Consider the following 21,514-nt stretch of genomic DNA (forward strand, 5'->3'; position numbering starts at 1 on the left):
CTACTGGTTCAAGCAGCAATGAGCGGGCATCCCATGACCACCGACGCGTGCAGCCGCCCCATGCCGCGCCACGCCGCCCGCGCGATCCGCGGCTTCACCATGCCGGAGATGATGGTGACGATCGCGATCGCCGCCGTTCTCGCCGGGGTGGCGGCGCCGTCCGTGCGGGACATGGTCGCCAGGAACCGGCTCAAGTCGCACACCAGCGCCTTGCAGACCAGCCTGATGCTGGCGCGCACCGAGGCGATCAAGCGTCAGGTGCGGGTGGTGGTCTGCAAGTCGGCCGACCAGGCCGGCTGCACCACGGCGGGCGACTGGCAGCAGGGCTGGATCGTGTTCCTCGACGCGAACGATTCCGCCTCGGTCGATGCCGGCGAAACCATCATCGAGAAAGTCGGCGCCCTCAGCGGCTCCTTCATCCTCCAGGGAACCGGAAACCTGGCCGACTACGTCTCGTATACCGGCAACGGGTCGGCCAAGGTCACGGCATCGGACAACGTCCAGACAGGCCGCTTCAACCTGTGCCAGACCGCCGGCGGCGATGCCCGGCAGATCGACGTCTTCGCGACGGGCCGCCTGAGTTTCGGCAAGGAACCGGCGCCTACCTGCCCCGTCACGTAAGCAGCGCCGGCGTCCGCGCCTCCTCCCGATTCGGGATGTCGAAGGCCTGACTCGCGAATAGCTTCAGGCGGTGCCTGCACCGCCTGTTACTTCGCTCTCTCCATGCCTTGCCGCCAGCGGGCCGGCCGCGGCGTTCCAGCGGCGCTCGAGCGGCATGACGCTGGTGGAGCAGGCGGCGACGCTGGCCGTCGCAGCGGTCGTGCTGGCCATCGGTGTTCCTTCCTTTCGCCGCGCCACCGAAACCAGGCAGCTGGATCACGCAGCGATGACGATGCTGGCCACGCTCGGCCTGGCGCGCAGCGAGGCGATCAAGCGCGGCAGCCCGGTCGTGCTGTGCAAATCCGCCAATGGAGCTGCCTGCAGCGACAGCGGGGGCTGGGAACAAGGCTGGATCACCTTCCACGACGCCAACAACAACGCGCTTGTCGAGCCCGGGGAAGAGGTGATCCAGAAGGCGCAGGCTCTCGGACCGCACGTGCGTTTCACCGGCAACCTGCAGGTCGCCCGGTACATCTCGTTTTCATCCTTGGGCGCGCCCCGCACCATAGGCGGTGCTTTCCAGGCCGGCACGCTGACGGCGTGTCAACAGCGGGCGGGCCTGACGGCCGTCCGTCAGGTGACGCTGAGCGCCACCGGGAGAGCGCGCCTGGGCAAGGCGAGCGCCAGCGAGTGCCTGTGACGCCTAGCGCCGGACCTCGTCGACCAGCGTCTTGAACTCGTCGATGTCCTCGAAGCTGCGGTAGACGCTGGCGAAGCGCACGTAGGCCACCTTGTCCAGCTTCTTGAGCTCGCGCATCACCAGTTCGCCAAGCCGCGAGCTCGGGATCTCACGCAGGCCCAGCGTCAGCAGCTTTTCCTCGATGCGCTCCATGGCGGCGTCGACCTGCTCGGTGCTCACCGGCCGCTTGCGCAGCGCCAGGTTCATCGAGGCCAGCAGCTTGCCGCGCTGGTAGTCGATGCGGCGGCCGTCCTTCTTGACCACGGCCGGGAAGTTCACCTCCGGCCGCTCGTAGGTGGTGAAGCGCTTCTCGCAGTCGGCGCACTGGCGCCGGCGGCGGATGAAGTCCCCGTCCTCGGACACCCGGGTCTCGACCACCTGGGTGTCGGCGTTGCCGCAGAAGGGGCACTTCATATCGCGTTCCTAGCGGTAGACCGGGAAGCGGCGGGTGAGGGCGTTCACCTTCTCGCGGACCGCGGCGATGTTGTTTTCATCGCGCGGCCTGTCCAGGACGTCGGCGATCAGGTGGGCCGTCTGGCGGGTCTCTTCTTCCTTGAAGCCGCGCGTCGTCAGGGCCGGCGTGCCGATCCGGACGCCGCTGGTGACCATGGGCTTCTCGGGATCGTTCGGGATGGCGTTCTTGTTGATCGTCATGTGCGCCTGGCCCAGCACCGCCTCGGCTTCCTTGCCGGTGATGCCCTTGGCGCGCAGGTCCACCAGCATGACGTGGCTCTCGGTGCGGCCGCTCACGATGCGAAGACCGCGCTCGACCAGCGTCTCGGCCATGACCCGCGCATTGCGGACCACCTGTTCCTGGTAGGCCTTGAACTCGGGCGACAGCGCCTCCTTGAAGGCGACGGCCTTGGCGGCGATGACGTGCATCAGCGGCCCGCCCTGCAGGCCGGGGAAGATGGCGCTGTTGATCGCCTTCTCGTGCTCGGCCTTCATCAGGATGATGCCGCCGCGCGGACCGCGCAGGCTCTTATGGGTCGTGGAGGTCACCACGTCGGCGTGCGGCACCGGGTTCGGGTAGACGCCGGCGGCGATCAGGCCGGCGTAGTGGGCCATGTCGACCATGAAGATGGCGCCGATCTCCTTCGCGACGCGGGCGAACCGCTCGAAGTCGATGCGCAGCGAATAGGCCGAGGCGCCGGCGATGATCAGCTTGGGGCGGGTCTCCCGCGCCTTGCGCTCCATCGCGTCGTAGTCGATCGCCTCTCGGGCGTCCAGGCCGTAGCTGACCACGTTGAACCACTTGCCGCTCATGTTCAGCGACATGCCGTGGGTCAGGTGTCCGCCCTCGGCCAGGCTCATGCCCATGATGGTGTCGCCGGGCTTGAGGAAGGCCAGGAACACCGCCTCGTTGGCCTGCGCGCCCGAGTGCGCCTGCACGTTGGCCGCGTCCGCCCTGAACAGCTGCTTGACGCGGTCGATGGCCAGCTGCTCGGCCACGTCGACGTTCTCGCAGCCGCCGTAGTAGCGCTTGCCGGGGTAGCCCTCGGCGTACTTGTTGGTCAGCTGCGTGCCCTGGGCGGCCATGACGGCCGGCGAGGCGTAGTTCTCGCTGGCGATCAGCTCGATGTGTTCTTCCTGGCGGCGGTTCTCGGCGGTGATCGCCGCCCACAGCTCGGGGTCGGTTTGCTCGATGAGGATGTTGCGGTGGTACATGCGGCAGTCCTTCCAGACTTATGGTCCTTGTGATGCACAAGGGCTGCCCAGGCGAACGGCGGATCGCGGGGAAAGGAGCGGCGCCCTGGCGCGATCGCGCGCGGCGCAACGTCATCTACCCGCGGTACGCTTCCCAGTGGTGTCCCACGTCAGCGCGGGCCACCCCCTTGGGGCGCCGCGCCTATCGCCAGTCGCGTACGGGGAAAGTGTAGCCGAGGGGCCGTGCCGGGGAGACCGGGCGCGGCCGAACAGCTTCAATAGAAGGCAGCGACCTTCTGCGGATCGGCCGGGGCGGCGGCCTCGGGCGCCGCCGGCGTGGGCGCCATCGTGCGGATGGCGGGCGGGGCGGGCGTGATCACAGGAACGGCCCGCCCGGCGGCCACCTGCTGCAGACGCGCGTACTCGGCCAGGACCTTGTCGGCGTAGCCGCCGTCGTCCGGCAGATGGGCGGCGCCCACGTAGAACTTCAGCCCGGCCTGCAGCGAGCCGGCGCGCTGGATGCACTCCTGCAGCACCTTCACGCCCACGCGCAGGTTGGTCACCGGATCGAAGGCCGCCAGCTTGCCGCCGAAGACCTCGTACTTGTCGCTGTGGATGCCCGTCATCACCTGCATCAGGCCCTGGGCGCCCACCGGGCTCTGGGCGAACGGGTTGAAGCCGGACTCGATGGCCATCACGGCCAGGATCAGCGTCGGCTCCAGCTTGGCGCGGCGGCCGGTGTCGTAGGCCTCGGCCACCAGCGCGCTGAGCGGCTCCGGAGCCACCCGGTACTTCTTGCTCAACCAATAAGCCACGGCGGCCTGCTGCTTGGGCAGGTCCTTGGGGTTGGCGGCCGTCGCGCGGTCGATGGCGTCCAGTTCGGGCACCAGCCCCAGCGCTTCCACTTGGCGGGCCTGCAGCCAGCTCATGAGCTGGCTTTCGCCCACCTGGCGCAGGTCGGGACGCGCAACCAGCGCCGCCAGCGCGACGACGACGGCGACGCCGAGCACGGCCAGTCCGTTGTGCGTGATATCGAAGAAACCTTCGGCGATGTCCGCCGCGAAGGTCCGCAGGCCCTGGGCCAGCCTGGTGGTGCGTCGCACCACTTCTCCTGACGCTGTCATAGCACTTCCTTTCTACGCGTGGGGCCTTCGGTCCTGTGTGCCCGGGGGCACTGGGGGCCTGGAGGCTCCTCGTTTGGATTGGTACGCCATCGAAAGACCGCAGCCCTTGCCAGGGCCTGCAACGGTGATTCGACTTCGCCGGGTTCGGCAGCGGGTCGGGGTGTCCCTAGGTCAGCGGGAAGGGACGGGCGGATTCTAGAAGGCCGCCAAATAACCGGTCAAGAATAAGAGTGTCAGCGCTTATGCAACTGCTTGCGGGTAGAAGCAGAAATTTACGGGCTGGCTCGGCCGCAGGAAAGTCGGACAGAAGCGCCCGCTCTCGTCGGACGCGTCGTACAACAGGAGACGTTCGACGCCCGGCGACACGCTTGTCAATGCAACGCGCTAAATCAGCGCACCCGCCGTCATTGAAAAACGGGGCTTGAAATGATTGGGGGAACTACCTAACTTGGAGGCACCCGAGTGATCGGGCCCTTGTACCGGGATGGTTTCGCTTCGGCGCCCCGTTCCGGTCTTTCCTGGGGGCAATCCCTTGCTCCCGGTGCCGTCGGGACCCTCTTCTCCCGCGGTACGCCCAGACGGCCGGACTCGCGCCGCCGTCAAGCCCGGCAGGCTGGCTTCAGGCCGCCTGCCGGGCTTTCTCTTTTGCGCGGCAGACCGGCTCGAAAACCGCCTGCCGGGCGCTCGCTTTTCCGCGTTCGCGGGCGCCTGCTTCAATCGGGGCGAGAATACGGGCCGGCCCCCGCGATGCGAGGGCGTGTTTTTTTCAGACCAACAGAAGTGACCCAAGCCAGTCTCAAATCCCCCGACAGCCAGGCCCTCGATGCGCTCACCGGCGGCGCGTTCTCGGCGCCCACCTCGGGCGAGCGTGCCTCTCGCGTGCGCGAATGGCTTGCCGCCAACCCGAGCGCCGAGCAGATGCAGGAGGTGTACCGGGAGCTGAGCGCCCGCGACAAGGGCGCGGCGCGGGCGGTGCGCGAGAAGCTCGACGAGCTCAAGCGCGCCCGCGGCCAGGAAGCCATCGCCGCCGAATGGTCGCAGAAGGCCCAGGGCCTGCTCGAGCAGCCCCGGCTGAACATCGCCGACGCCATGGCCTGGCAGCGCGACGCGGCCAAGGCCGGCGCTCCCCTCAGCCGCGAGCCGCTCGCCGGCCTCAAGGCGAAGCTGGCCGACCGCGTCAAGGGCATTGAGGACCTCCAGCACCGGGTGCAGGTGCAGCGAGAGGCGGCCGTGCTGCTGGCGCAGCGGATCGAGGTGCTGTCGACCAAGTCCTGGCGCGACGCCCAGGCCGCCGCCGACGCGCTGCGCGCCGACGTGCCCGAATGGCAGACGCAGGCCCAGGCGCTGCTCGAAGACCCGAACTGGCCCAGCGTGGACTCGCGCTTCCCGCCCCTGCTGGAGGCCTCGCGCAGCCAGCTGCAGGTGGTCTGGGACGCTTTCCAGAGCGCGCTGGCGCAGGCTGTCGCAGCCGACGCCGACCCCGCGGCGCCGCTGCCGCCGGTGCCGGTCTGGGCCGATGAACTGCGCAACGCGCGCGGCTTGCCGGTCGAGCCCGCCCCTGCCAAGCCCGCGCGGCCCAAGGCCGACCCGGAGCTCAAGGCCAAGGCGGCCGAGGCGGTCACGGCCGCGATCGGCCGGCTGGAGCAGGAGATCGCCCAAGGCCACGGAAAGGGCACCTCCGGCGCCGCCGCCGCCCTTCGCGCCGCGCTCAAGGAGCACGGCAAGCTGCTCGAGGACAAGCTGGAGAACCAGGCCCACGCGCTGCTGGCGTCGGCCGGCGAGCTGGAAGGCTGGCAGCGCTGGCGCGCCGACCAGCTGCGGCAGGAGCTGGTGGCCAAGGCCGAAGGCCTGTTCGAGGCGGCCCCGGCGCCGACACCGGCGTCAGCGCCCGCGGAAGGCGAAGCGGCCCCTGAAGCCGCGGCGCCTGCCGAGCCCGAGCCCGCGGTGCGCAAGCCCAAATACGGCGGCCGCAAGATGCAGGAGCAGCTGCGCGCATTGCGCGAGCAGTGGAAGCTGGTCGACCAGGGCGGCCCGCCCAACCACGCGCTGTGGAAGCGCTTCGACGAAGCCTGCAACGAGGCCTACAAGGTGGTCGAGGCCTGGCTGGACAAGATGAAGGCCGAGGCGGCCGACCACCGGGCGCAGCGCGTGGCGCTGATCGAGGAAGTCCAGGCCTGGGCCGGTCAGAACACCACGGCCCTGAACGGCGACTGGAAGGGCTTCAACCGCGTCATCCACCAGTTCGAGACGCGCTGGCGCGAAGCCGGCCACCTGAGCGAAAAGGCGTTCGCCGAACTGCAGCCGTTGTGGAAGCAGGCGATCCAGGCGGCCGAGGCCCCGCTGGCCGCGGTGCAGAAGCAGAGCCTGGAGCGCCGGCACGCGATGATCGAGGAGGCCAAGGCGCTGGGCGCGGCGCCGCAGCTGCGCATCGACGCCGTCAAGGCGCTGCAGCAGCGCTGGCAGGCGGAGGCGCAGGCGGTGCCGCTGGACCGCAAGCACGAACAGAAGCTGTGGGACGCGTTCCGCAAGCCGATCGACGATGCCTTCCAGCGCAAGACCGAGGACCGCGAGCGCGCCGCGGCGGCGCTGAGCGAGCGCGATCGCGCGGTGCTCGAGGCGTCCAAGGCGCTGGAGGCGGCCAACGCGGGTGGCGACGCCCACAAGATCCGCGCCGCGATGTCCGCGCTGGACGCCGCGCTGAAGGGGCAGGCCCAGGCGCAGGCCGACAAGGCCCGCGCCGACGCGCAGCCCACCGAAGGGACGGCGCCCACCGAGGCCGCGACCGAAGCCGAAGGCGCCGAGCCCGCTGACCCCGAGGCTGCTGCTGAAGGCGAGGCGGCGCCCGCCGCGGCGCCCGCGCCCGCGAAGGCCGCTCCCAAGCCCGTCATCGCGATGCGCGGCGACGACCGTCCCGGCATGAAGAAGACCGAACCCGCGCCCATGGGCCGCGGCGGCAAGTTCGGCGACCGGCGCGGTGCGCCCGGCGCCGGCCGTCCCGGCGACCGGGGTGGCGACCGCTCGGGCCGCGATACCCGTTCTCCCGGCCGCTTCGGCGACCGCCCGCAGGAGGACCGTGGCCCGCGCCTCGGCGACGTGGCTTTCCGCGCGCAGCGCGAAGCGCTGGAACACGCGCAGCAGACGCTCAAGAAGCTCGCCGCGCAGGCGCACGGCGAGGCGTTGACGCAGCTGCTCTCGGCCTGGGAGCAGCGGTCCGCGGACCAGGTGCCCAGCCAGAGCGAACTGGGCCGCGCGGTGTCGCCCGCGATCCGGGGCAGCTGGGTCAAGGCGCTGCAGGCGGAGCCTGCAGGCGATCCGGGCGAGGCGCTGCTGCGCCTGGAGATCGCGGCCGAAGCCCCGACGCCGGCCGACCAGCTGGACGCGCGGCGCCGCATGCAGCTGCATCTGCTCACGCGCCGCAACGATCCTTCCCCGGCCCAGACCTGGGGCGAGGACACCGCGCGCGTGCTGGCCACCGCATCCAACCCCGCCGTGGCGCGGCGCCTGCAGAACGTCCTGAAGGTGCTCCTGCGCTGACGCGCGGCTAGGGCCGCGGCCGGAAGAAGCCGTCGAACAGCGCCAGCAGCGCCGGGAACCCCGTGGCGAAGCTGGCGCGGTTGACGAAATAGGCTTCGCCCGCCACCGCGAAGAACTCGCCGATGTTCTCGGCGCCGTATGGGTCGAGCCAGGTCGGCTCGCCGCCGAAGCGCTCGGCGATGACGACCTGTTCGCGGAAGCGCTCGTACTCGGCCTGCATCACGCCGAGCCAGGCCTTGCGGCGGCTCGCGAGCATCGGCGGGCAGCCGTCCGGCGCGCCGTCACGCATGTCGATCTTGTGGATGAACTCGTGGATCACGACGTTGTAGCCCTGGTCGGCCGATGCGCCGGCCTGCTGCACGTCCTTCCAGCTGAGCATCACCGGCCCGCGCTCCATGGCCTCGCCGGCGAGCACCTCCTCCCATTCGTGCACCACGCCCACCTCGTCCTGCGAGGTGCGGCGGGCGACGACCTGGTCGGCATGCACGACGATGCCGACGAAGTCGTCGTACCAATCCAGGCCGAGGTGCAGCACGGGCAGCACGGCCTGCGCCGCGATGGCCAGCGCCATCGAGTCGGTGATCACAAGGCCCTGTGCGCCGTGGAACTCCTTGTCGTGCAGGAAGCGGGCGGCCAGTTCGCGCACGTGCACGAGATCCGCATCGGAGCGGTCGCGCAGGAAGGGATATGCGGAGAGCACGTCCTGCCAGAGCGGCTCCGGGATCGGGCGCGCAGCGCGCCGCCGCCACCAGCCGAACATCAGGCGAGCGGGATGCGCCGCGCGCCGCCGTCCAGCGAAAGGCGCAGCGCCTGCGCGCGCGGCGGGTGCGCCTGCAGGTCCCAGTCGGTGAGCACGATGCGGCGCAGGCCACCGCCAAGATCGTGTTCGCCCGGACGGTGCGTGTGGCCGTGCACCAGCGTCGTGGCGCCGGCGGCGTTCAACCAGGCACGGGCTTCTTCGGAATCGACGTCCGCATAGCTCGCGCCGGAGCGCTTGCGGTCTTCGCTGCGCGCGCGCAGCGAGCGTGCGAGGGCCTGGCGCTCGGCCAGCGGGCGGGCCAGCAGCTCGCGTTGCCATGCGGGGTCACGGACCTGCGCACGGAACTGCAGGTACTCGGTGTCCCCGAGGCACAGAGCGTCAGAGTGGCTGAGGAGCCATCGATGCGTGCCGAACTCCAGCACCGCCGGATCCGGCAGCAGCCGAACGCCGGTGGACTGCGCGAAAGCTTCGCCGACCAGGAAGTCGCGGTTGCCGTGCATGAAGAAGACGGCGCGCTTTTCGGACGCCGAACGCAGCACGCCCGCGCATTCGGCGAGAAAGCCGGGCGACTGCAGCACGTCATCGCCCGGCCAGGCCTCGAACAGGTCGCCGAGGATGATCACGGCGTCGGCGCCGGCGGCCGCCATGAAGCGCCGCCAGGCCTCGAAGGTGGCGGGCTCGCTGTCCTGCAGGTGCAGGTCGGAGATGATGTCGACCGAGCGCCAGGAGGGCCCGGCCTTCAGCTCGAACGCGGAGGGCGGCGCCACCGGCGCGGGCGTCAGAGGGCGACGGCCTTCTCGATGACCACGTCCTGCTGCGGCACGTCGTCATGGAAGCCCTTGCGGCCGGTCTTGACGCCCTTGATGCGGTCGACGATGTCCTTCCCGCCGACCACCTTGCCGAACACCGCGTAGCCCCAGCCCTGCGCGCTCGGCGCCGTGTGGTTGAGGAAGTCGTTGTCGGCGACGTTGATGAAGAACTGCGCCGTCGCCGAATGGGGCGCGTTGGTGCGCGCCATCGCCACGGTGTACTCGTCGTTCTTCAGCCCGTTGTTGGCCTCGTTCTCGATCGGCGCGTCGGTCGGCTTCTGATTCATGCCCGGCTGGAAGCCGCCGCCCTGGACCATGAAGCCGCTGATCACGCGGTGGAAGATCGTGCCGTCGTAGTGGCCCTTGCGCACGTACGACAGGAAGTTCTCGACGGACTTGGGCGCCTTGGCCTGGTCCAGCTCCAGCGTGACGACGCCGTAGCCGGCGATGTGCAGTTCGACCTTGGGATTGGCCATGCTCTTATCTCCTGTTCCTTACTTCACCAGGGTGGCCGACTGGATCACCACCGGGGTCTTGGGCACGTCGCTCGGGAAGGGACCGCCCGCGCCCGTGGGCATGGCCTTGATCTTCTCGATCACGTCCATGCCGCTGACCACCTTGCCGAACACCGTGTAGCCGTACAGCTGCGGCGCGCCTTCCAGCTGCGCGCGCGGCACCTTCTCGTACACGCGGCCCTGGTACTCGAACCGCGGCACCGGGTCGCCGGGCGGGATCGGCACCGGGTCCAGGAACGCGTTGTCCTTGACGTTGATGAAGAACTGCGACGTGGCGGAGTTCGGGTCGTTGGTGCGCGCCATCGCGAGCGTGCCGACCTGGTTCTTCTGCCCGCCCTTGGCCAGCGCCTGCCGGCCTTCGTGCGCCACCGGGGGCCGCGTGGGCTTCTGCACGTAGCGCGAGTCGTAGCCGCCGCCCTGGACCATGAAGTTGTCGATCACGCGATGGAAGATCGTGCCGTCGTAGTGCTTGTCGCGCACGTACTGCAGGAAGTTCTCGACCGTCTTTGGCGCCTTGTCGGGATAGACCTCGACGACGAAGTCACCGGCGCTGGTGCTGAACTTCACCTTGGGCGCCTGCTGCGCCCAGGCACCGCTGCAGGCGGCCAGGCCAACGACGAGAAAGGCCGCCGCGCGGCGCGTCACTGCTGGGATCAACCGATCACTCCTTCGAAAAAGATCTTCCACTGGGTCCCGACGCGCATCCAGTACTGGCGCTTGACGGGGCCGGTGCGGGCGCCCGCGGGCACCTCGCCAAAGGTTACCACCATGGTGTCGGCCGAGTCGGTCCAGCGCAGGATGGAAACGTCCTTGAGCTGCACGTCCTTGCCGCGCGTGCGCTGCAATTCCGACCGCAGCTGCGGCATCCACTCGGCCACGCTCTTGCCGGCGGCCGAGAAGTCGGGCGCGTAGAACGGCAGCACGCGATCGACTTCGCCGCTCGATCGCGCGGCGCGCCAGGCGGCCAGCGCATCACCGAACGGCCGCGCATCGGACTGCAGCTGCTGCGGCGCCACCCATTGCAGCGAGGAGGCGATCACCACCGGCGTGCTGCGAACCTCGACGGTGCGGATGATGCGTTCCAGGTCCGGGTTGGCCAGCACGACGCAACCGTCGGTGGCCTTGGGCGCGCGCGAGAACTGGGTGGGCGGCGTGCCGTGCAGCCAGATGCCGCCGCCGGTCTTGCCGCGGCGCGCGTCGTACGGGTTGGGGTAGTTGATCGGCAGCGCGCCGACGCCGTAGAAGTCCTTCAGCGTCTTCGGGTCGAGGTTGCTGGTGACGTAGTAGACGCCCAGCGGCGTGCGCAGGTCGCCTTCGGCCGACTTGTCGGTGCCCGAGCGCCCGACGGAGATGTAGTAGTCGGCCAGCAGCTTCAGCCCCGAGGCGCTGTTCTCGAAAAGGTACAGGCGCGCGCGCGATGTATCGACCGCGATCGCATGCCGGCTGCGCGGCGAAAGCTGCAGGAACTGCGCGGGCACGGTGCCCGCCGGCGGCCGCTCGCGCAGCGCGCGCAGGCGCAGCTGCGACTCCTCGCGCAGCTCGGACAGCAGCTGCGCGCCGTTCGGGCCGGCCACTTCGGGCACGTCGCCGAGGCCCCGCACCGGGCGCGCACGCGAGGCGAGCAGGTCGCCGTACACCAGTTGCGCCAGCTGGAAATTGGGATGGTCGCGCACCAGCGCCTCGGCCTCCGCCAGGGCTTCGCTCACCTGGCCCGAACCGACCCGCCGGTAGATCGAGATCAGGCGCGCTTCCGCCTGGCCGTCCTGGGGAGCGGGTTGCACCGCCTTGACCGCTGTCTTCGCCTTGCGCGTCGCCGACTCCGAGGGATGCGGCCACGCGATCGCGAGGCACGCGCAGGCCGCGAGCAGGTGGACGGGGCGCGGCCAGGCGGACGGGAAACGGAAGTTCAAGACTGCGGACCTTGGGCGCGCGGCGAACGGCGCGGCTGGCGTGTCAGGCGCCGGTGCTCTCGCGCACGATCAGCCAGCGGCCTTCGACCTTCTGAAGTTCGAGCGTCTTGCGGCCGGTGACGTTCAGCGCGTCGGCGCTGTAGGCCTGCCGGAAGCGGGCGGTGGCCTTGTCGCCCTCGACGTTGACTGCGATGTCCGAGACCCGCACCGAGATGCGCGACTTGCCCACGATGCGGTCGCGGCGCTCCTCTTCCCAGGCCTTGCGCGACTGGCTGCCGGGCGGATCGAACTCCTTGCCGTAGGAGCCGAGGTAGGCCGCCATGTCCTTCGTGGACCATGCGCGGGCCCATGCGTTGACGGCGGCTTCGACTTCCTTGGAGGCGGTGCCTGCAGCCGCGGGTGCGGCGGGGGAAGGCGAGGGCGCTGCTGCGGGCGCCTTCGCGACGGTGGTCGGAGCGGGGGCGGGGGCTGCTGCAGCCGGCGCAGCCGGCGTTGTGGCAGCCGGCGCGGGCGCAGCGGCGGGCGCCTTGGCAACCGTCGTGGCCGGCGCCGCCGCGGGAGCCGCCGCGGCGGGCGACGTCGGCTTGACGCCGCGCGCGCCCGGCGAGAACAGCTCGCGGATCAGCGCCAGCTTGGGCTGCACCGCGGTGTTGTTCGAATCCAGCTGCAGTGCCTTGCTGTACGCCTGGCTGGCAAGCTTGGCGTACACGTCGCCCAGGTTCTCGTGCGCCGTGGCATAGCTGGGGTTGGTGCGGATCGCCATCTCGAGCGCCGCACGCGCCTTGTCGAATTGGCTTTGCCCCGCGTACAGGACCGCGAGGTTGTTGTACGGCTCGGGCAGCTCGGGATAGTCCTCGGTGAGCTTGACGAAAGCGGTGATCGCCTCGTTCGTGCGGCCCGCCTCGGTGAGGATGACGCCGCGCGTGAAGCGCATCTGCGGGTCGCGCGGCTTGGCGGCGAGGAACTGGTCGGCTTTCGCCAGCGCTTCGGTGTGGCGGCCGTTGCGCAGCAGCTGGTTGACGTCGCCGTAGTCGTCGGCGAACACCAGCGCGGGCGCCGCAAGCGCGGCCACCAGGGCGAGCAGGCGCAGCTTGCGCGGGACATGAAGGCGGCGGGCGTGCGACATGGAGGCCTCGAGAAAAGCGCGTGCGGAACGGCCCGGGCAGGGCTATATACTGCGGGCCGATTGTACCGGGCACCTCGACCGCAAGCCCGGGAAAAGACAGCGAGAACCCTCCCGAACTCGCGCCGCCCGAAGGCAGCGCAGGTCGTCCCGAAGATCCATGAGCCTGCGCATCTACAACACGCTGACGCGTGCCTTGGAGGACTTCGCACCGCTGCAAGCGGGCCACGTGCGCATGTACGTGTGCGGCATCACCGTCTACGACCTGTGCCACGTGGGCCACGCCCGCTCCAGCGTCGCCTTCGACCTGGTGCAGCGCTGGCTGAAGGCGTCCGGCTTTCGCGTCACCTTCGTGCGCAACATCACGGACATCGACGACAAGATCATCCGCCGCGCGGTGGAGAACAACGAGCCCGTGCGGCAGCTGACCGACCGGATGACTGCCGAGATGTATCGCGACTTCGACGCCCTGGGCATCGAGCGGCCCACGCACGATCCGCGCGCCACCGACTACGTGCCGCAGATGCTGGACATCGTGCGCAGGCTCGAGGAGAAGGGCCTGGCCTATCGCAGCGGCGGCGACGTCAACTACGCGGTGCGGCGCTTCGCCGGCTACGGCAAGCTCTCCGGCAAGTCGCTGGACGAGCTGCATGCGGGCGAACGAGTCGCGGTGCTCGAAGGCAAGGAGGACCCGCTGGACTTCGTGCTGTGGAAGGCCGCCAAGCCCACCGAGCCGCAGGACGCGCAGTGGGACAGCGACTTTGGCCGCGGGCGACCCGGCTGGCACATCGAGTGCTCGGCGATGTCGTGCGCGCTGCTGGGCGAAACCTTCGACATCCACGGCGGCGGCGCCGATCTCACTTTCCCGCACCACGAGAACGAGATCGCCCAGAGCGAGGGCGCCAGCGGCAAGCCGCTGGCCCGCTTCTGGATGCACAACGGCTTCGTCAACATCGACAACGAGAAGATGTCCAAGTCGCTGGGCAACTTCTTCACCATCCGCGATGTCCTGCAGAAGTTCGATGCGGAAACGATCCGCTTCTTCATCGTCCGCGCGCACTACCGAAGCCCGCTGAACTACAGCGACGTCCATCTCGAGGACGCACGCGGCGCGCTGCGGCGGCTCTACACGGCGCTGGGTTCGACGCCGCCCGCCCCGGTGAGCATCGACTGGGCCGACCCATACGCGGCCCGCTTCAAGGCGGCAATGGACAACGACTTCGGCACGCCCGAGGCCGTGGCCGTGCTGTTCGACGTAGCCGCCGAGGTGAACCGCACCAAGTCTCCGCAGCTCGCCGGCGTGCTCAAGGCGCTGGGCGCTTGCCTGGGATTGCTGCAGGGCGACCCGCAGGCCTTCCTGCGCAGTGGCGCTTCGCTGGATGAGGCCACCATCCTGCGCCGCATCGAGGAACGCGCCGCCGCCAAGAAGGCCAAGGACTTCGCGGCCGCCGACCGCATCCGCGCCGAGCTGCTGGCGCAGGGCATCGTGCTGAAGGATTCGCCCACCGGCACCACGTGGGAGGCCGCGTCCTGATGTCCGACGCCACCGGCTCGCCCGTCGAATTCGCCCGCCCCGACTACTGGCCGGACGCGTGCAAGCACCTCTCCAAGCGCGATCGCGTGATGAAGCGCCTGATCCCCCAGTTCGGCGACTCCTGCCTGCAATCGCGCGGCGACGCTTTCACCACGCTGGCGCGCAGCATCGTGGGCCAGCAGATCTCGGTGAAGGCGGCGCAGACGGTGTGGGACCGCTTCGCCCGGCTGCCGCGGCGGATGACGCCGGCCAATGTGCTCAAGCTCAAGGTCGACGACATGCAGGCCGCGGGCCTGTCCGCGCGCAAGATCGAGTACCTGGTCGACCTGGCGCTGCATTTCGACTCCGGCGCCATCCACGTCGAGTCCTGGAAGGCGATGAGCGACGAGGAGATCATCACCGAGCTGGTGGGCATCCGCGGCATCGGCCGCTGGACCGCGGAGATGTTCCTCATCTTCCACCTCATGCGCCCCAACGTGCTGCCGCTGGACGACGTTGGCCTCATCACCGGCATCAGCCGCAACTACTTCTCCGGCGACCCGGTCAGCCGCAGCGAGGCGCGTGAGGTGGCTCAGGCGTGGGAGCCCTTCTGCAGCGTGGCCACTTGGTATATTTGGCGGTCGCTCGACCCGCTGCCCGTCGACTACTGACGGGCCAAAAGAAGCAAAAGAGAGGAGCCTTCCGCTTGGCCAAGAGAACCTTCCTGGATTTCGAGCAGCCGATCGCCGAGCTCGAGACCAAGATCGACGAGCTGCGCTACGTGCAGACCGAGTCCGCCGTCGACATCTCCGAGGAGATCGACCAGCTCTCGCGCAAGAGCCTGCAGCTCACCAAGGACATCTACAGCCAGCTCACGCCCTGGCAGATCACCAAGATCGCCCGCCATCCCGAGCGCCCCTACACGCTGGACTACGTCGGCGAGATCTTCACCGACTTCATCGAACTGCACGGCGACAGGCACTTCGCCGACGACCTGTCCATCGTCGGCGGGCTGGCGCGCTTCAACGGCAACCCCTGCGTGGTGCTCGGCCACCAGAAGGGCCGCGACACCAAGGAGCGCGCCGCGCGCAACTTCGGCATGAGCCGGCCCGAGGGCTACCGCAAGGCGCTGCGCCTGATGAAGACGGCGGAGAAGTTCAAGCTGCCGGTGTTCACCTTCGTCGACACGCCCGGGGCCTATCCCGGCATCGACGCGGAGGAGCGGGGGCAGTCCGAGGCGATCGGCCGCAACATCTACGAGATGGCCCAGCTCGAGGTGCCCATCATCACCACGGTGATCGGCGAGGGCGGCTCGGGTGGCGCCCTCGCGATCGCGGTGGCCGACCAGGTGCTGATGCTGCAGTACTCGATCTACTCCGTGATCAGCCCGGAGGGCTGCGCGTCCATCCTCTGGAAGACGTCGGAGAAGGCGCAGGACGCCGCCGACGCGATGGGCATCACGGCGCACCGCCTCAAGGCCATGGGCCTGGTGGACAAGATCGTCAACGAGCCGGTGGGCGGCGCCCACCGCGACCACAAGCAGATGGCCGCGTTCCTCAAGCGCGCGCTGAACGATGCCTGGCGCCAGGTGGCGGACCTGAAGGCCCGCGAACTCCTCGACCGGCGCTACGAGCGGCTGCAAAGCTATGGCCGCTTCAACGACACCAAGGCCGAATCCCGCTGAGCCGCCGGGCCGCTCCCAAGGCTCAGAGCACCGCCGCGCGCAGGGCGGCGGTCTTCCTGATACACCGGGACCGAACCCCGCGCTGGCGCCGCTGCAGGCGCTGAATCCCCCGCTTCCCCTGGGCGTCGCCTTCAGCGGCGGCGCCGATTCCACGGTGCTGCTGCACGCCGCCGCGCGGCTGTGGCCGGGCGCCGTGCATGCGATCCACGTGCACCATGGGCTGCAGGCGGCGGCCGATGCGTTCACGCATCACTGCGAGCAAACCTGCCAATCGCTTCGCGTGCCGCTGCATGTGCGCCGGGTCGATGCACGGGCTGCTTCCGGCGAGAGTCCCGAGGAGGCGGCACGCCGGGCGCGCTACCAAGCCTTGGCCGATGCGGCACGCGAAGCGGGCTTGACGTGTGTCGCGCTCGCCCAGCATGCGGACGACCAGGCCGAGACGATGCTGCTGGCGCTCAGCCGCGGCGCCGGCCTGCCGGGGCTGGCCGCCATGCCGCCGAAATTCGAGCGGCACGACACGGTGTTCCTGCGCCCGCTGCTCTCCGTGCCCGGCCCCGAACTGCGCCGCTTCGCCCGCGAACAATCGATCGCCTTCGTGGAGGACCCGACGAACGCCGACACGCGCTACACGCGCAACCGCATCCGCCACGAACTGCTGCCGGCGCTGGAACGGGCCTTCCCCGCCTTTCGCGAGACGTTCCCGCGCAGCGCCCGGCATGCGGCCCAGGCCCAGCGATTGCTGGACGAAGTCGCGGCCGGCGATCTCGCGGCGATGGGCGGCGAGCCGGACATCGCCTCGCTGCAGGGTTTCTCGCCCGCACGCCAAGGCAATCTTTTGCGTTACTGGCTCAGGACCGCGCATTCGCAGCAGCCGAGCGCCGCGCAACTCGATGAGCTGCTGGCCCAGGTGGCCGACTGCACCACGCGGGGCCATCGCCTGCGCCTGAAGGTGGGGACCGGGTACGTCCTCCGGGATGGTCCCCGGTTGCGCTTTGGGACCGGCTGACAGAAGAATGCCGGGCGACAACCCCACAGGAGACGAACGATGGCCATCACCCGCCGCACGGCACTCAAGCAACTCGGCGGCGTCTCGGCCGCGATCGTGGCGTTCCCCGCGCTCTCGCAGCAGGGATGGCCGAACAAGCCGATCCGCTACATCGTGCCCTTCGCGCCGGGCGGCAGCACGGACATCCTGGGCCGCATCGCGGCCGAACGGCTCACGCCGGTGCTGGGGCAGCCCGTCGTCGTGGAGAACAAGGCGGGGCAGGGAGGCTCCATCGGCGCGGCCGAGCTCGCCAAGGCGGCGCCGGACGGCTACACCATCGGCGGCGGCACGATCAGCTCGCACGCGATCAACGCCTCGCTGTACTCGAAGCTGTCGTACGACCCGGCGACCAGCTTCGCCCCGATCACGATGTACGCCACGCAGCCCAACGTGCTGCTGGTGCATCCGAGCGTGCCCGCGCAGTCGCTGGCCGACCTGATCAAGCTGCTCAAGGCCAGCCCCGACAAGTACTCGTTCGGCTCTGCGGGCAGCGGCACTTCGCAGCACATCTCGGGCGAGCTGTTCAAGAGCATGGCCGGCGTGCAGATGCAGCACATCCCGTACAAGGGCAGCGGGCCGATGATGACGGACCTGCTGGGAGGCAACCTCACGGTCGCCGTCGACAACATCGCCACCGCCATTCCGCACATGAAGGCGGGCAAGCTGCGCCCGCTGGCCGTGACCACGTCCAGGCGTTCGCAGGCCGCGCCCGACGTGCCCACCTTCGCGGAGCAGGGGCTGACCGGCTACGAGCTGAGTTCGTGGCAGGCGGTGTTCGCGCCGGCCGGCACCCCGCAGCCGATCATCGACCGGCTCTACAGCGAAATCAGCAAGTACCTCAAGACGCCCGAGATCCAGAAGCGCTTCGCCGACATGGGGCTGGACCCCAGCGGCATGCCGCCGCAGGAACTGGCCGCCCTGGTCAAGTCCGACGTGCAGCGCCTGGGCAAGGTGGTGCGGGACAGCGGCGCAAAAGCCGACTGACGCCCCGCGCTCGAAACAGCGCCGAATGGAAGAGCTGCCGCTTGGCGGCAGTTAAAATGCGCGGTTCCCCATGCGGCCCGAGCCGGCCCCAAGCCGGCCGGGCCCTTCTTTCGCATCTTCCATGGCATTGATCGTTCACAAGTACGGCGGCACGTCGATGGGCTCGACCGAGCGCATCCGCAACGTCGCCAAGCGTGTCGCCAAGTGGGTTCGGGCCGGCCACCAGCTGGTGGTGGTGCCCAGCGCCATGAGCGGCGAGACCAACCGGCTGCTCGGCCTGGCGAAGGAACTCGCCCCCGCGAAACCCGGCGACGCGTACCTGCGCGAGCTGGACATGCTGGGCTCCACCGGCGAGCAGGTCTCGGTGGGGCTGCTGTCCATCGCATTGCAGGCCGAGGGCCTCGAGTCCGTCAGCTACGCCGGCTGGCAGGTCCCCATCCGCACCAACAGCGCCTACACCAAGGCCCGCATCGAGTCGATCGACGACAAGAAGGTGCGCAAGGACTTGGCGGCCGGCAAGGTGGTCATCATCACCGGCTTCCAGGGCGTGGACGACAGCGGCAACATCACGACGCTGGGCCGCGGCGGCAGCGACACGTCGGCCGTCGCGGTGGCGGCCGCGATGCAGGCGGCGGAGTGCCTGATCTACACCGACGTCGACGGCGTCTACACGACCGACCCGCGCGTGGTGCCCGAGGCGCGTCGCCTGCACACCGTCAGCTTCGAGGAGATGCTGGAGATGGCCTCCATGGGCTCCAAGGTGCTGCAGATCCGCTCGGTGGAATTCGCCGGCAAGTACAGGGTGCCGCTGCGCGTCCTGTCGAGCTTCACCCCTTGGGACATCCCGATCGAGGAAGAGGCCAAGTCCGGCACCCTGATCACATTCGAGGAAGACGAACAAATGGAACAAGCCGTCGTTTCCGGCATCGCCTTCAACCGCGACGAGGCCAAGGTGTCGATCCTGGGCGTGCCCGACAAGCCCGGCATCGCCTACAACATCCTGGGCGCCGTGGCCGATGCCAACATCGAGGTGGACGTCATCATCCAGAACCTCTCCAAGGAGGGGAAGACCGACTTCAGCTTCACCGTGCACCGCAACGACTACGCGCGCACCGTGGACCTGCTCAAGTCCAAGGTCCTTCCCTCGCTGGGCACCGACCGGATCGAGGGCGACACGCGCATCTGCAAGGTGAGCATCGTGGGTATCGGCATGCGCAGCCACGTGGGCATCGCCAGCAAGATGTTCCGCGCGCTGGCCGAGGAGGGCATCAACATCCAGATGATCTCCACCAGCGAGATCAAGACCTCGGTCGTGATCGACGAGAAGTACATGGAACTGGCCGTGCGCGCCCTTCACCGCGCGTTCGACCTGGATCAGCCGGCCGCCTGAAACCGCTCTCGAAAGAGCCAGCCGCCCGCCACTGCAGAGCGAATGCTTGGGGCATAATGCCCTTCGCGCTGGAGACGTGACCGAGAGGCCGAAGGTGCTCCCCTGCTAAGGGAGTATGCGGTGTAGAGCTGCATCGAGGGTTCGAATCCCTCCGTCTCCGCCAGCGCAGACCAGAACGCGCCATCCGGCGCGTTTTGTTTTTTGTTCTGGCTTCTGTATCGCTTCGCCCACGACGGCCGCGAGAAAGCAGGGGAATGCCCGCCACTGTTGGTAACGGCGGGCAGGCGCGCGCAGGACATCCATTACCATTCTTCGGTCACGGATGAGTTCTGTCCGAAGGGGCCAAATGGGAGTGCGTTTTGCGATCGTGGACTGGACCGCCCTGGCCCCCGGTCTCGCCGCGCGCACGGATTGGCAGGCCTGGTCCCGGGCACCGCAGCGGCCCGAGGGCGCACTCGAGGCGAAGCTCGACGCGATGCCCGCCATGCAGCGGCGGCGCCTCAATCCGCTGGGGCGCGCCGCAGCGCAGGCGGCTTGGGACTGCCACTCGCCCGATGGTCAAACACCCGTCGTTTTCGCTTCCGGCTATGGCGATGCCCAGCGCTGCCTGCAGCTGCTCAAGGAGTTCGCCGCCAGCGGTGAAGCCTCCCCCACCGACTTCGCGCTGTCCGTCCACAACGCCATCGGCGCCATGTACTCCATCGCGCGCGGGGACGGCGCGAGCTACAGCAGCGTGGCGGCGGGCGCCGCCAGCGCCGCGGCCGGTGTGCTGGAAGCCTGCGCGCTGCTGGCCCAGGGCGCTTCCGAGGTGCTGCTCGTCTGCTATGAGAGTCCCTTGCCCGGCGAGTACGGGGCGTTCGAGCGCGAGCCGCAATGCCCGTACGCCTGGGCCTGGCGCATCGCGCCCGCGCAAGATGGCCGGCCGCACTTCTCGCTCGCGTGGACGGATGCCGCTGATGCGGATTCCAAGGAGGCTGTCGACGGAGACGGTCTTCCCTTCGGCCTCGAATCCCTGCGCTTCGCGATCTCGTCCGATGCCCAACTCTGCGCTCGCGCCGAAGGCACGCGGTGGACCTGGAGCCGCCATGCGTGACCGCCTCGAGCGGGGCTGGCGCGTTTTGGCCACCGGCCTTTGTTTCGCCTCGTTCAGCCTGGGCAGCTTGATGCTCGGCGCGATGGTCTTTCCGTTCCTTCGGCTGGCGATCCGCAACCGCGCGCGGAGGGTGGCGATCGCGCGGCAAGTGATCCGCGGCATGTTCCGATTGTTCGTCGGCATGATGCGCGCGACTGGCGTCCTCACCATCGAGGTGTGCGGCGCCGAACGGCTTCGCGGCGGCGGGCGCCTGATCCTCGCCAACCACCCGACGCTGATCGACGTCGTCCTGCTGCTGGCGCTGGTGGACCGCGGCGATTGCGTCATCAAGGGCGCCCTGGGTCGCAATCCGATCATGCGCGGCACGGTGCGCGGCGCCGGCTTCGTCTTCAACGACGGCGGCGGCGAGGAACTGCTGGCCGACTGCGTGCAGTCGGTGCGCACCGGGAACAACCTGATCATCTTCCCCGAGGGCACGCGCACCTCGCGCGACGAGCCGATCCGCCTGCAGCGCGGGGCGGCCCGCGTCGCGGTGCACGGGGAACTCGACATCACGCCGGTGCGGATCGTCTGCACGCCCGCCACGCTCGCCAAAGGCGAGAAGTGGTACCGGGTGCCGCCGCGCCGGGTGCACTTCCGCATCGAGGTGGGCGAGCCCATCGCGGTCTCGCCCTTCATCGACGCATCCCCGACGGCGGCGCTCGCCGCGCGGCGCCTCACCCGCCATCTCACCGACTACTTCTCACGAGAGGAAGTTGCAATTGCTTGAACAAGAAATCAAGGAACTGATCGTGTCCGTCCTGTCGCTGGAGGACCTGCGGCCGGACGACATCGACACGAACGCGCCTCTCTTCGTCGAAGGCCTTGGGCTGGACTCGATCGATGCGCTGGAACTCGGCGTCGCGCTGCAGAAGCGCTACGGCGTCACCATGTCCGCCGATGCGGCCCAGACGCGAGCCCACTTCCACAGCGTCGCGTCGCTGGCGCGCTTCGTCGCGGCCGTGCGCGGCACGGCCGCATCCGCTTCCACCCAAGCCAGGTGAT

General features: G+C 69.3%; 21 protein-coding genes and 1 tRNA gene. 13 read left to right on the forward strand and 9 right to left on the reverse strand.

The features are described 5' to 3' along the window. Nucleotides 1-33 precede the first annotated feature (33 nt). Together EZ313_RS18060 and EZ313_RS18065 are read left to right on the forward strand one after the other, a co-directional pair. Nucleotides 34-621 carry a GspH/FimT family pseudopilin gene (locus EZ313_RS18060; RefSeq protein WP_167772653.1) on the forward strand — a complete coding sequence of 196 codons (588 nt, stop codon included), beginning with the start codon at nucleotides 34-36 and terminating at the stop codon, nucleotides 619-621. Between the two features lie 154 nt (nucleotides 622-775). After that, nucleotides 776-1,300: a GspH/FimT family protein gene (locus EZ313_RS18065; protein WP_135264714.1), complete on the forward strand. Its 525-nt coding sequence runs from the start codon at nucleotides 776-778 to the stop codon at nucleotides 1,298-1,300. Between the two features lie 3 nt (nucleotides 1,301-1,303). Here the strand turns inward: EZ313_RS18065 and nrdR are convergent, their stop codons facing one another. From nrdR to EZ313_RS18080, 3 genes are all read right to left on the reverse strand, one after another. After that, the gene (gene nrdR / locus EZ313_RS18070) at nucleotides 1,304-1,753 is read right to left on the reverse strand and encodes a transcriptional regulator NrdR (protein WP_135264715.1); all 450 of its coding nucleotides are present in this window, start codon (nucleotides 1,751-1,753) and stop codon (nucleotides 1,304-1,306) included. 9 nt (nucleotides 1,754-1,762) lie between these two features. Next, entirely contained in the window at nucleotides 1,763-3,007 is a 1,245-nt protein-coding gene (gene glyA, locus EZ313_RS18075; RefSeq protein WP_135264716.1) for a serine hydroxymethyltransferase, read from the reverse strand. 254 nt (nucleotides 3,008-3,261) lie between these two features. Further along, the gene (locus tag EZ313_RS18080) at nucleotides 3,262-4,110 is read right to left on the reverse strand and encodes a lytic transglycosylase domain-containing protein (protein ID WP_135264717.1); all 849 of its coding nucleotides are present in this window, start codon (nucleotides 4,108-4,110) and stop codon (nucleotides 3,262-3,264) included. 747 nt (nucleotides 4,111-4,857) lie between these two features. On the opposite strand from EZ313_RS18080, the gene EZ313_RS18085 reads away from it, so the two are divergent. Continuing rightward, nucleotides 4,858-7,644 carry a DUF349 domain-containing protein gene (locus tag EZ313_RS18085; protein WP_135264718.1) on the forward strand — a complete coding sequence of 929 codons (2,787 nt, stop codon included), beginning with the start codon at nucleotides 4,858-4,860 and terminating at the stop codon, nucleotides 7,642-7,644. Between the two features lie 7 nt (nucleotides 7,645-7,651). Here EZ313_RS18085 and EZ313_RS18090 read toward each other — a convergent pair whose 3' ends face one another. From EZ313_RS18090 to EZ313_RS18115, 6 genes are read right to left on the reverse strand one after another with little or no spacing between them, the layout of a single operon-like run. Then, nucleotides 7,652-8,404 (reverse strand): M90 family metallopeptidase, encoded by a 753-nt coding sequence (locus EZ313_RS18090; RefSeq protein ID WP_135264719.1) that lies wholly within the window; start codon nucleotides 8,402-8,404, stop codon nucleotides 7,652-7,654. Continuing rightward, on the reverse strand, nucleotides 8,404-9,171 hold the full coding sequence (locus EZ313_RS18095; protein WP_135264720.1) for a UDP-2,3-diacylglucosamine diphosphatase: 768 nt from the start codon (nucleotides 9,169-9,171) through the stop codon (nucleotides 8,404-8,406). Before EZ313_RS18095 ends, EZ313_RS18090 begins: the two co-directional genes overlap by 1 nt. A gap of 11 nt (nucleotides 9,172-9,182) precedes the next feature. Continuing rightward, entirely contained in the window at nucleotides 9,183-9,689 is a 507-nt protein-coding gene (locus EZ313_RS18100; protein ID WP_135264721.1) for a peptidylprolyl isomerase, read from the reverse strand. A gap of 18 nt (nucleotides 9,690-9,707) precedes the next feature. Then, the gene (locus EZ313_RS18105; protein WP_420849330.1) at nucleotides 9,708-10,382 is read right to left on the reverse strand and encodes a peptidylprolyl isomerase; all 675 of its coding nucleotides are present in this window, start codon (nucleotides 10,380-10,382) and stop codon (nucleotides 9,708-9,710) included. After that, a complete protein-coding gene (locus EZ313_RS18110) occupies nucleotides 10,382-11,638 on the reverse strand; it encodes a L,D-transpeptidase family protein (RefSeq protein ID WP_135264723.1) in 1,257 nt (418 codons plus the stop codon). Before EZ313_RS18110 ends, EZ313_RS18105 begins: the two co-directional genes overlap by 1 nt. A 43-nt stretch (nucleotides 11,639-11,681) precedes the next feature. Next, entirely contained in the window at nucleotides 11,682-12,764 is a 1,083-nt protein-coding gene (locus EZ313_RS18115; protein WP_135264724.1) for a nuclear transport factor 2 family protein, read from the reverse strand. A 157-nt stretch (nucleotides 12,765-12,921) separates the two neighbouring features. On the opposite strand from EZ313_RS18115, the gene cysS reads away from it, so the two are divergent. From cysS to EZ313_RS18165, 10 genes are all read left to right on the forward strand, one after another. Then, nucleotides 12,922-14,295, forward strand: coding sequence for a cysteine--tRNA ligase (cysS, locus tag EZ313_RS18120; protein ID WP_135264725.1), 1,374 nt, complete (start codon nucleotides 12,922-12,924; stop codon nucleotides 14,293-14,295). Next, nucleotides 14,295-14,945: a DNA-3-methyladenine glycosylase family protein gene (locus tag EZ313_RS18125; protein WP_135264726.1), complete on the forward strand. Its 651-nt coding sequence runs from the start codon at nucleotides 14,295-14,297 to the stop codon at nucleotides 14,943-14,945. Before cysS ends, EZ313_RS18125 begins: the two co-directional genes overlap by 1 nt. A gap of 35 nt (nucleotides 14,946-14,980) precedes the next feature. Next, nucleotides 14,981-15,958: an acetyl-CoA carboxylase carboxyltransferase subunit alpha gene (locus EZ313_RS18130; RefSeq protein WP_135264727.1), complete on the forward strand. Its 978-nt coding sequence runs from the start codon at nucleotides 14,981-14,983 to the stop codon at nucleotides 15,956-15,958. Then, a complete protein-coding gene (gene tilS, locus EZ313_RS18135; protein WP_135264728.1) occupies nucleotides 15,921-16,964 on the forward strand; it encodes a tRNA lysidine(34) synthetase TilS in 1,044 nt (347 codons plus the stop codon). The genes EZ313_RS18130 and tilS overlap by 38 nt, the downstream gene beginning before the upstream one ends. Before the next feature lie 39 nt (nucleotides 16,965-17,003). Beyond that, complete coding sequence (locus EZ313_RS18140; protein WP_135264729.1) at nucleotides 17,004-17,987, forward strand: Bug family tripartite tricarboxylate transporter substrate binding protein; 984 nt, start codon at nucleotides 17,004-17,006, stop codon at nucleotides 17,985-17,987. 121 nt (nucleotides 17,988-18,108) lie between these two features. Continuing rightward, nucleotides 18,109-19,377 carry an aspartate kinase gene (locus tag EZ313_RS18145; RefSeq protein ID WP_135264730.1) on the forward strand — a complete coding sequence of 423 codons (1,269 nt, stop codon included), beginning with the start codon at nucleotides 18,109-18,111 and terminating at the stop codon, nucleotides 19,375-19,377. A gap of 70 nt (nucleotides 19,378-19,447) precedes the next feature. Then, nucleotides 19,448-19,540 (forward strand) — tRNA-Ser (locus EZ313_RS18150). 183 nt (nucleotides 19,541-19,723) lie between these two features. After that, complete coding sequence (locus EZ313_RS18155) at nucleotides 19,724-20,470, forward strand: beta-ketoacyl synthase chain length factor (protein ID WP_167772654.1); 747 nt, start codon at nucleotides 19,724-19,726, stop codon at nucleotides 20,468-20,470. Beyond that, nucleotides 20,463-21,239, forward strand: coding sequence for a lysophospholipid acyltransferase family protein (locus EZ313_RS18160; RefSeq protein ID WP_135264732.1), 777 nt, complete (start codon nucleotides 20,463-20,465; stop codon nucleotides 21,237-21,239). Before EZ313_RS18155 ends, EZ313_RS18160 begins: the two co-directional genes overlap by 8 nt. Further along, on the forward strand, nucleotides 21,226-21,513 hold the full coding sequence (locus EZ313_RS18165) for a phosphopantetheine-binding protein (protein ID WP_135264733.1): 288 nt from the start codon (nucleotides 21,226-21,228) through the stop codon (nucleotides 21,511-21,513). The genes EZ313_RS18160 and EZ313_RS18165 overlap by 14 nt, the downstream gene beginning before the upstream one ends. The last annotated feature ends 1 nt before the right edge of the window (nucleotide 21,514 follow it).

This window comes from Ramlibacter henchirensis (assembly GCF_004682015.1).
Lineage (GTDB): Bacteria > Pseudomonadota > Gammaproteobacteria > Burkholderiales > Burkholderiaceae_C > Ramlibacter > Ramlibacter henchirensis.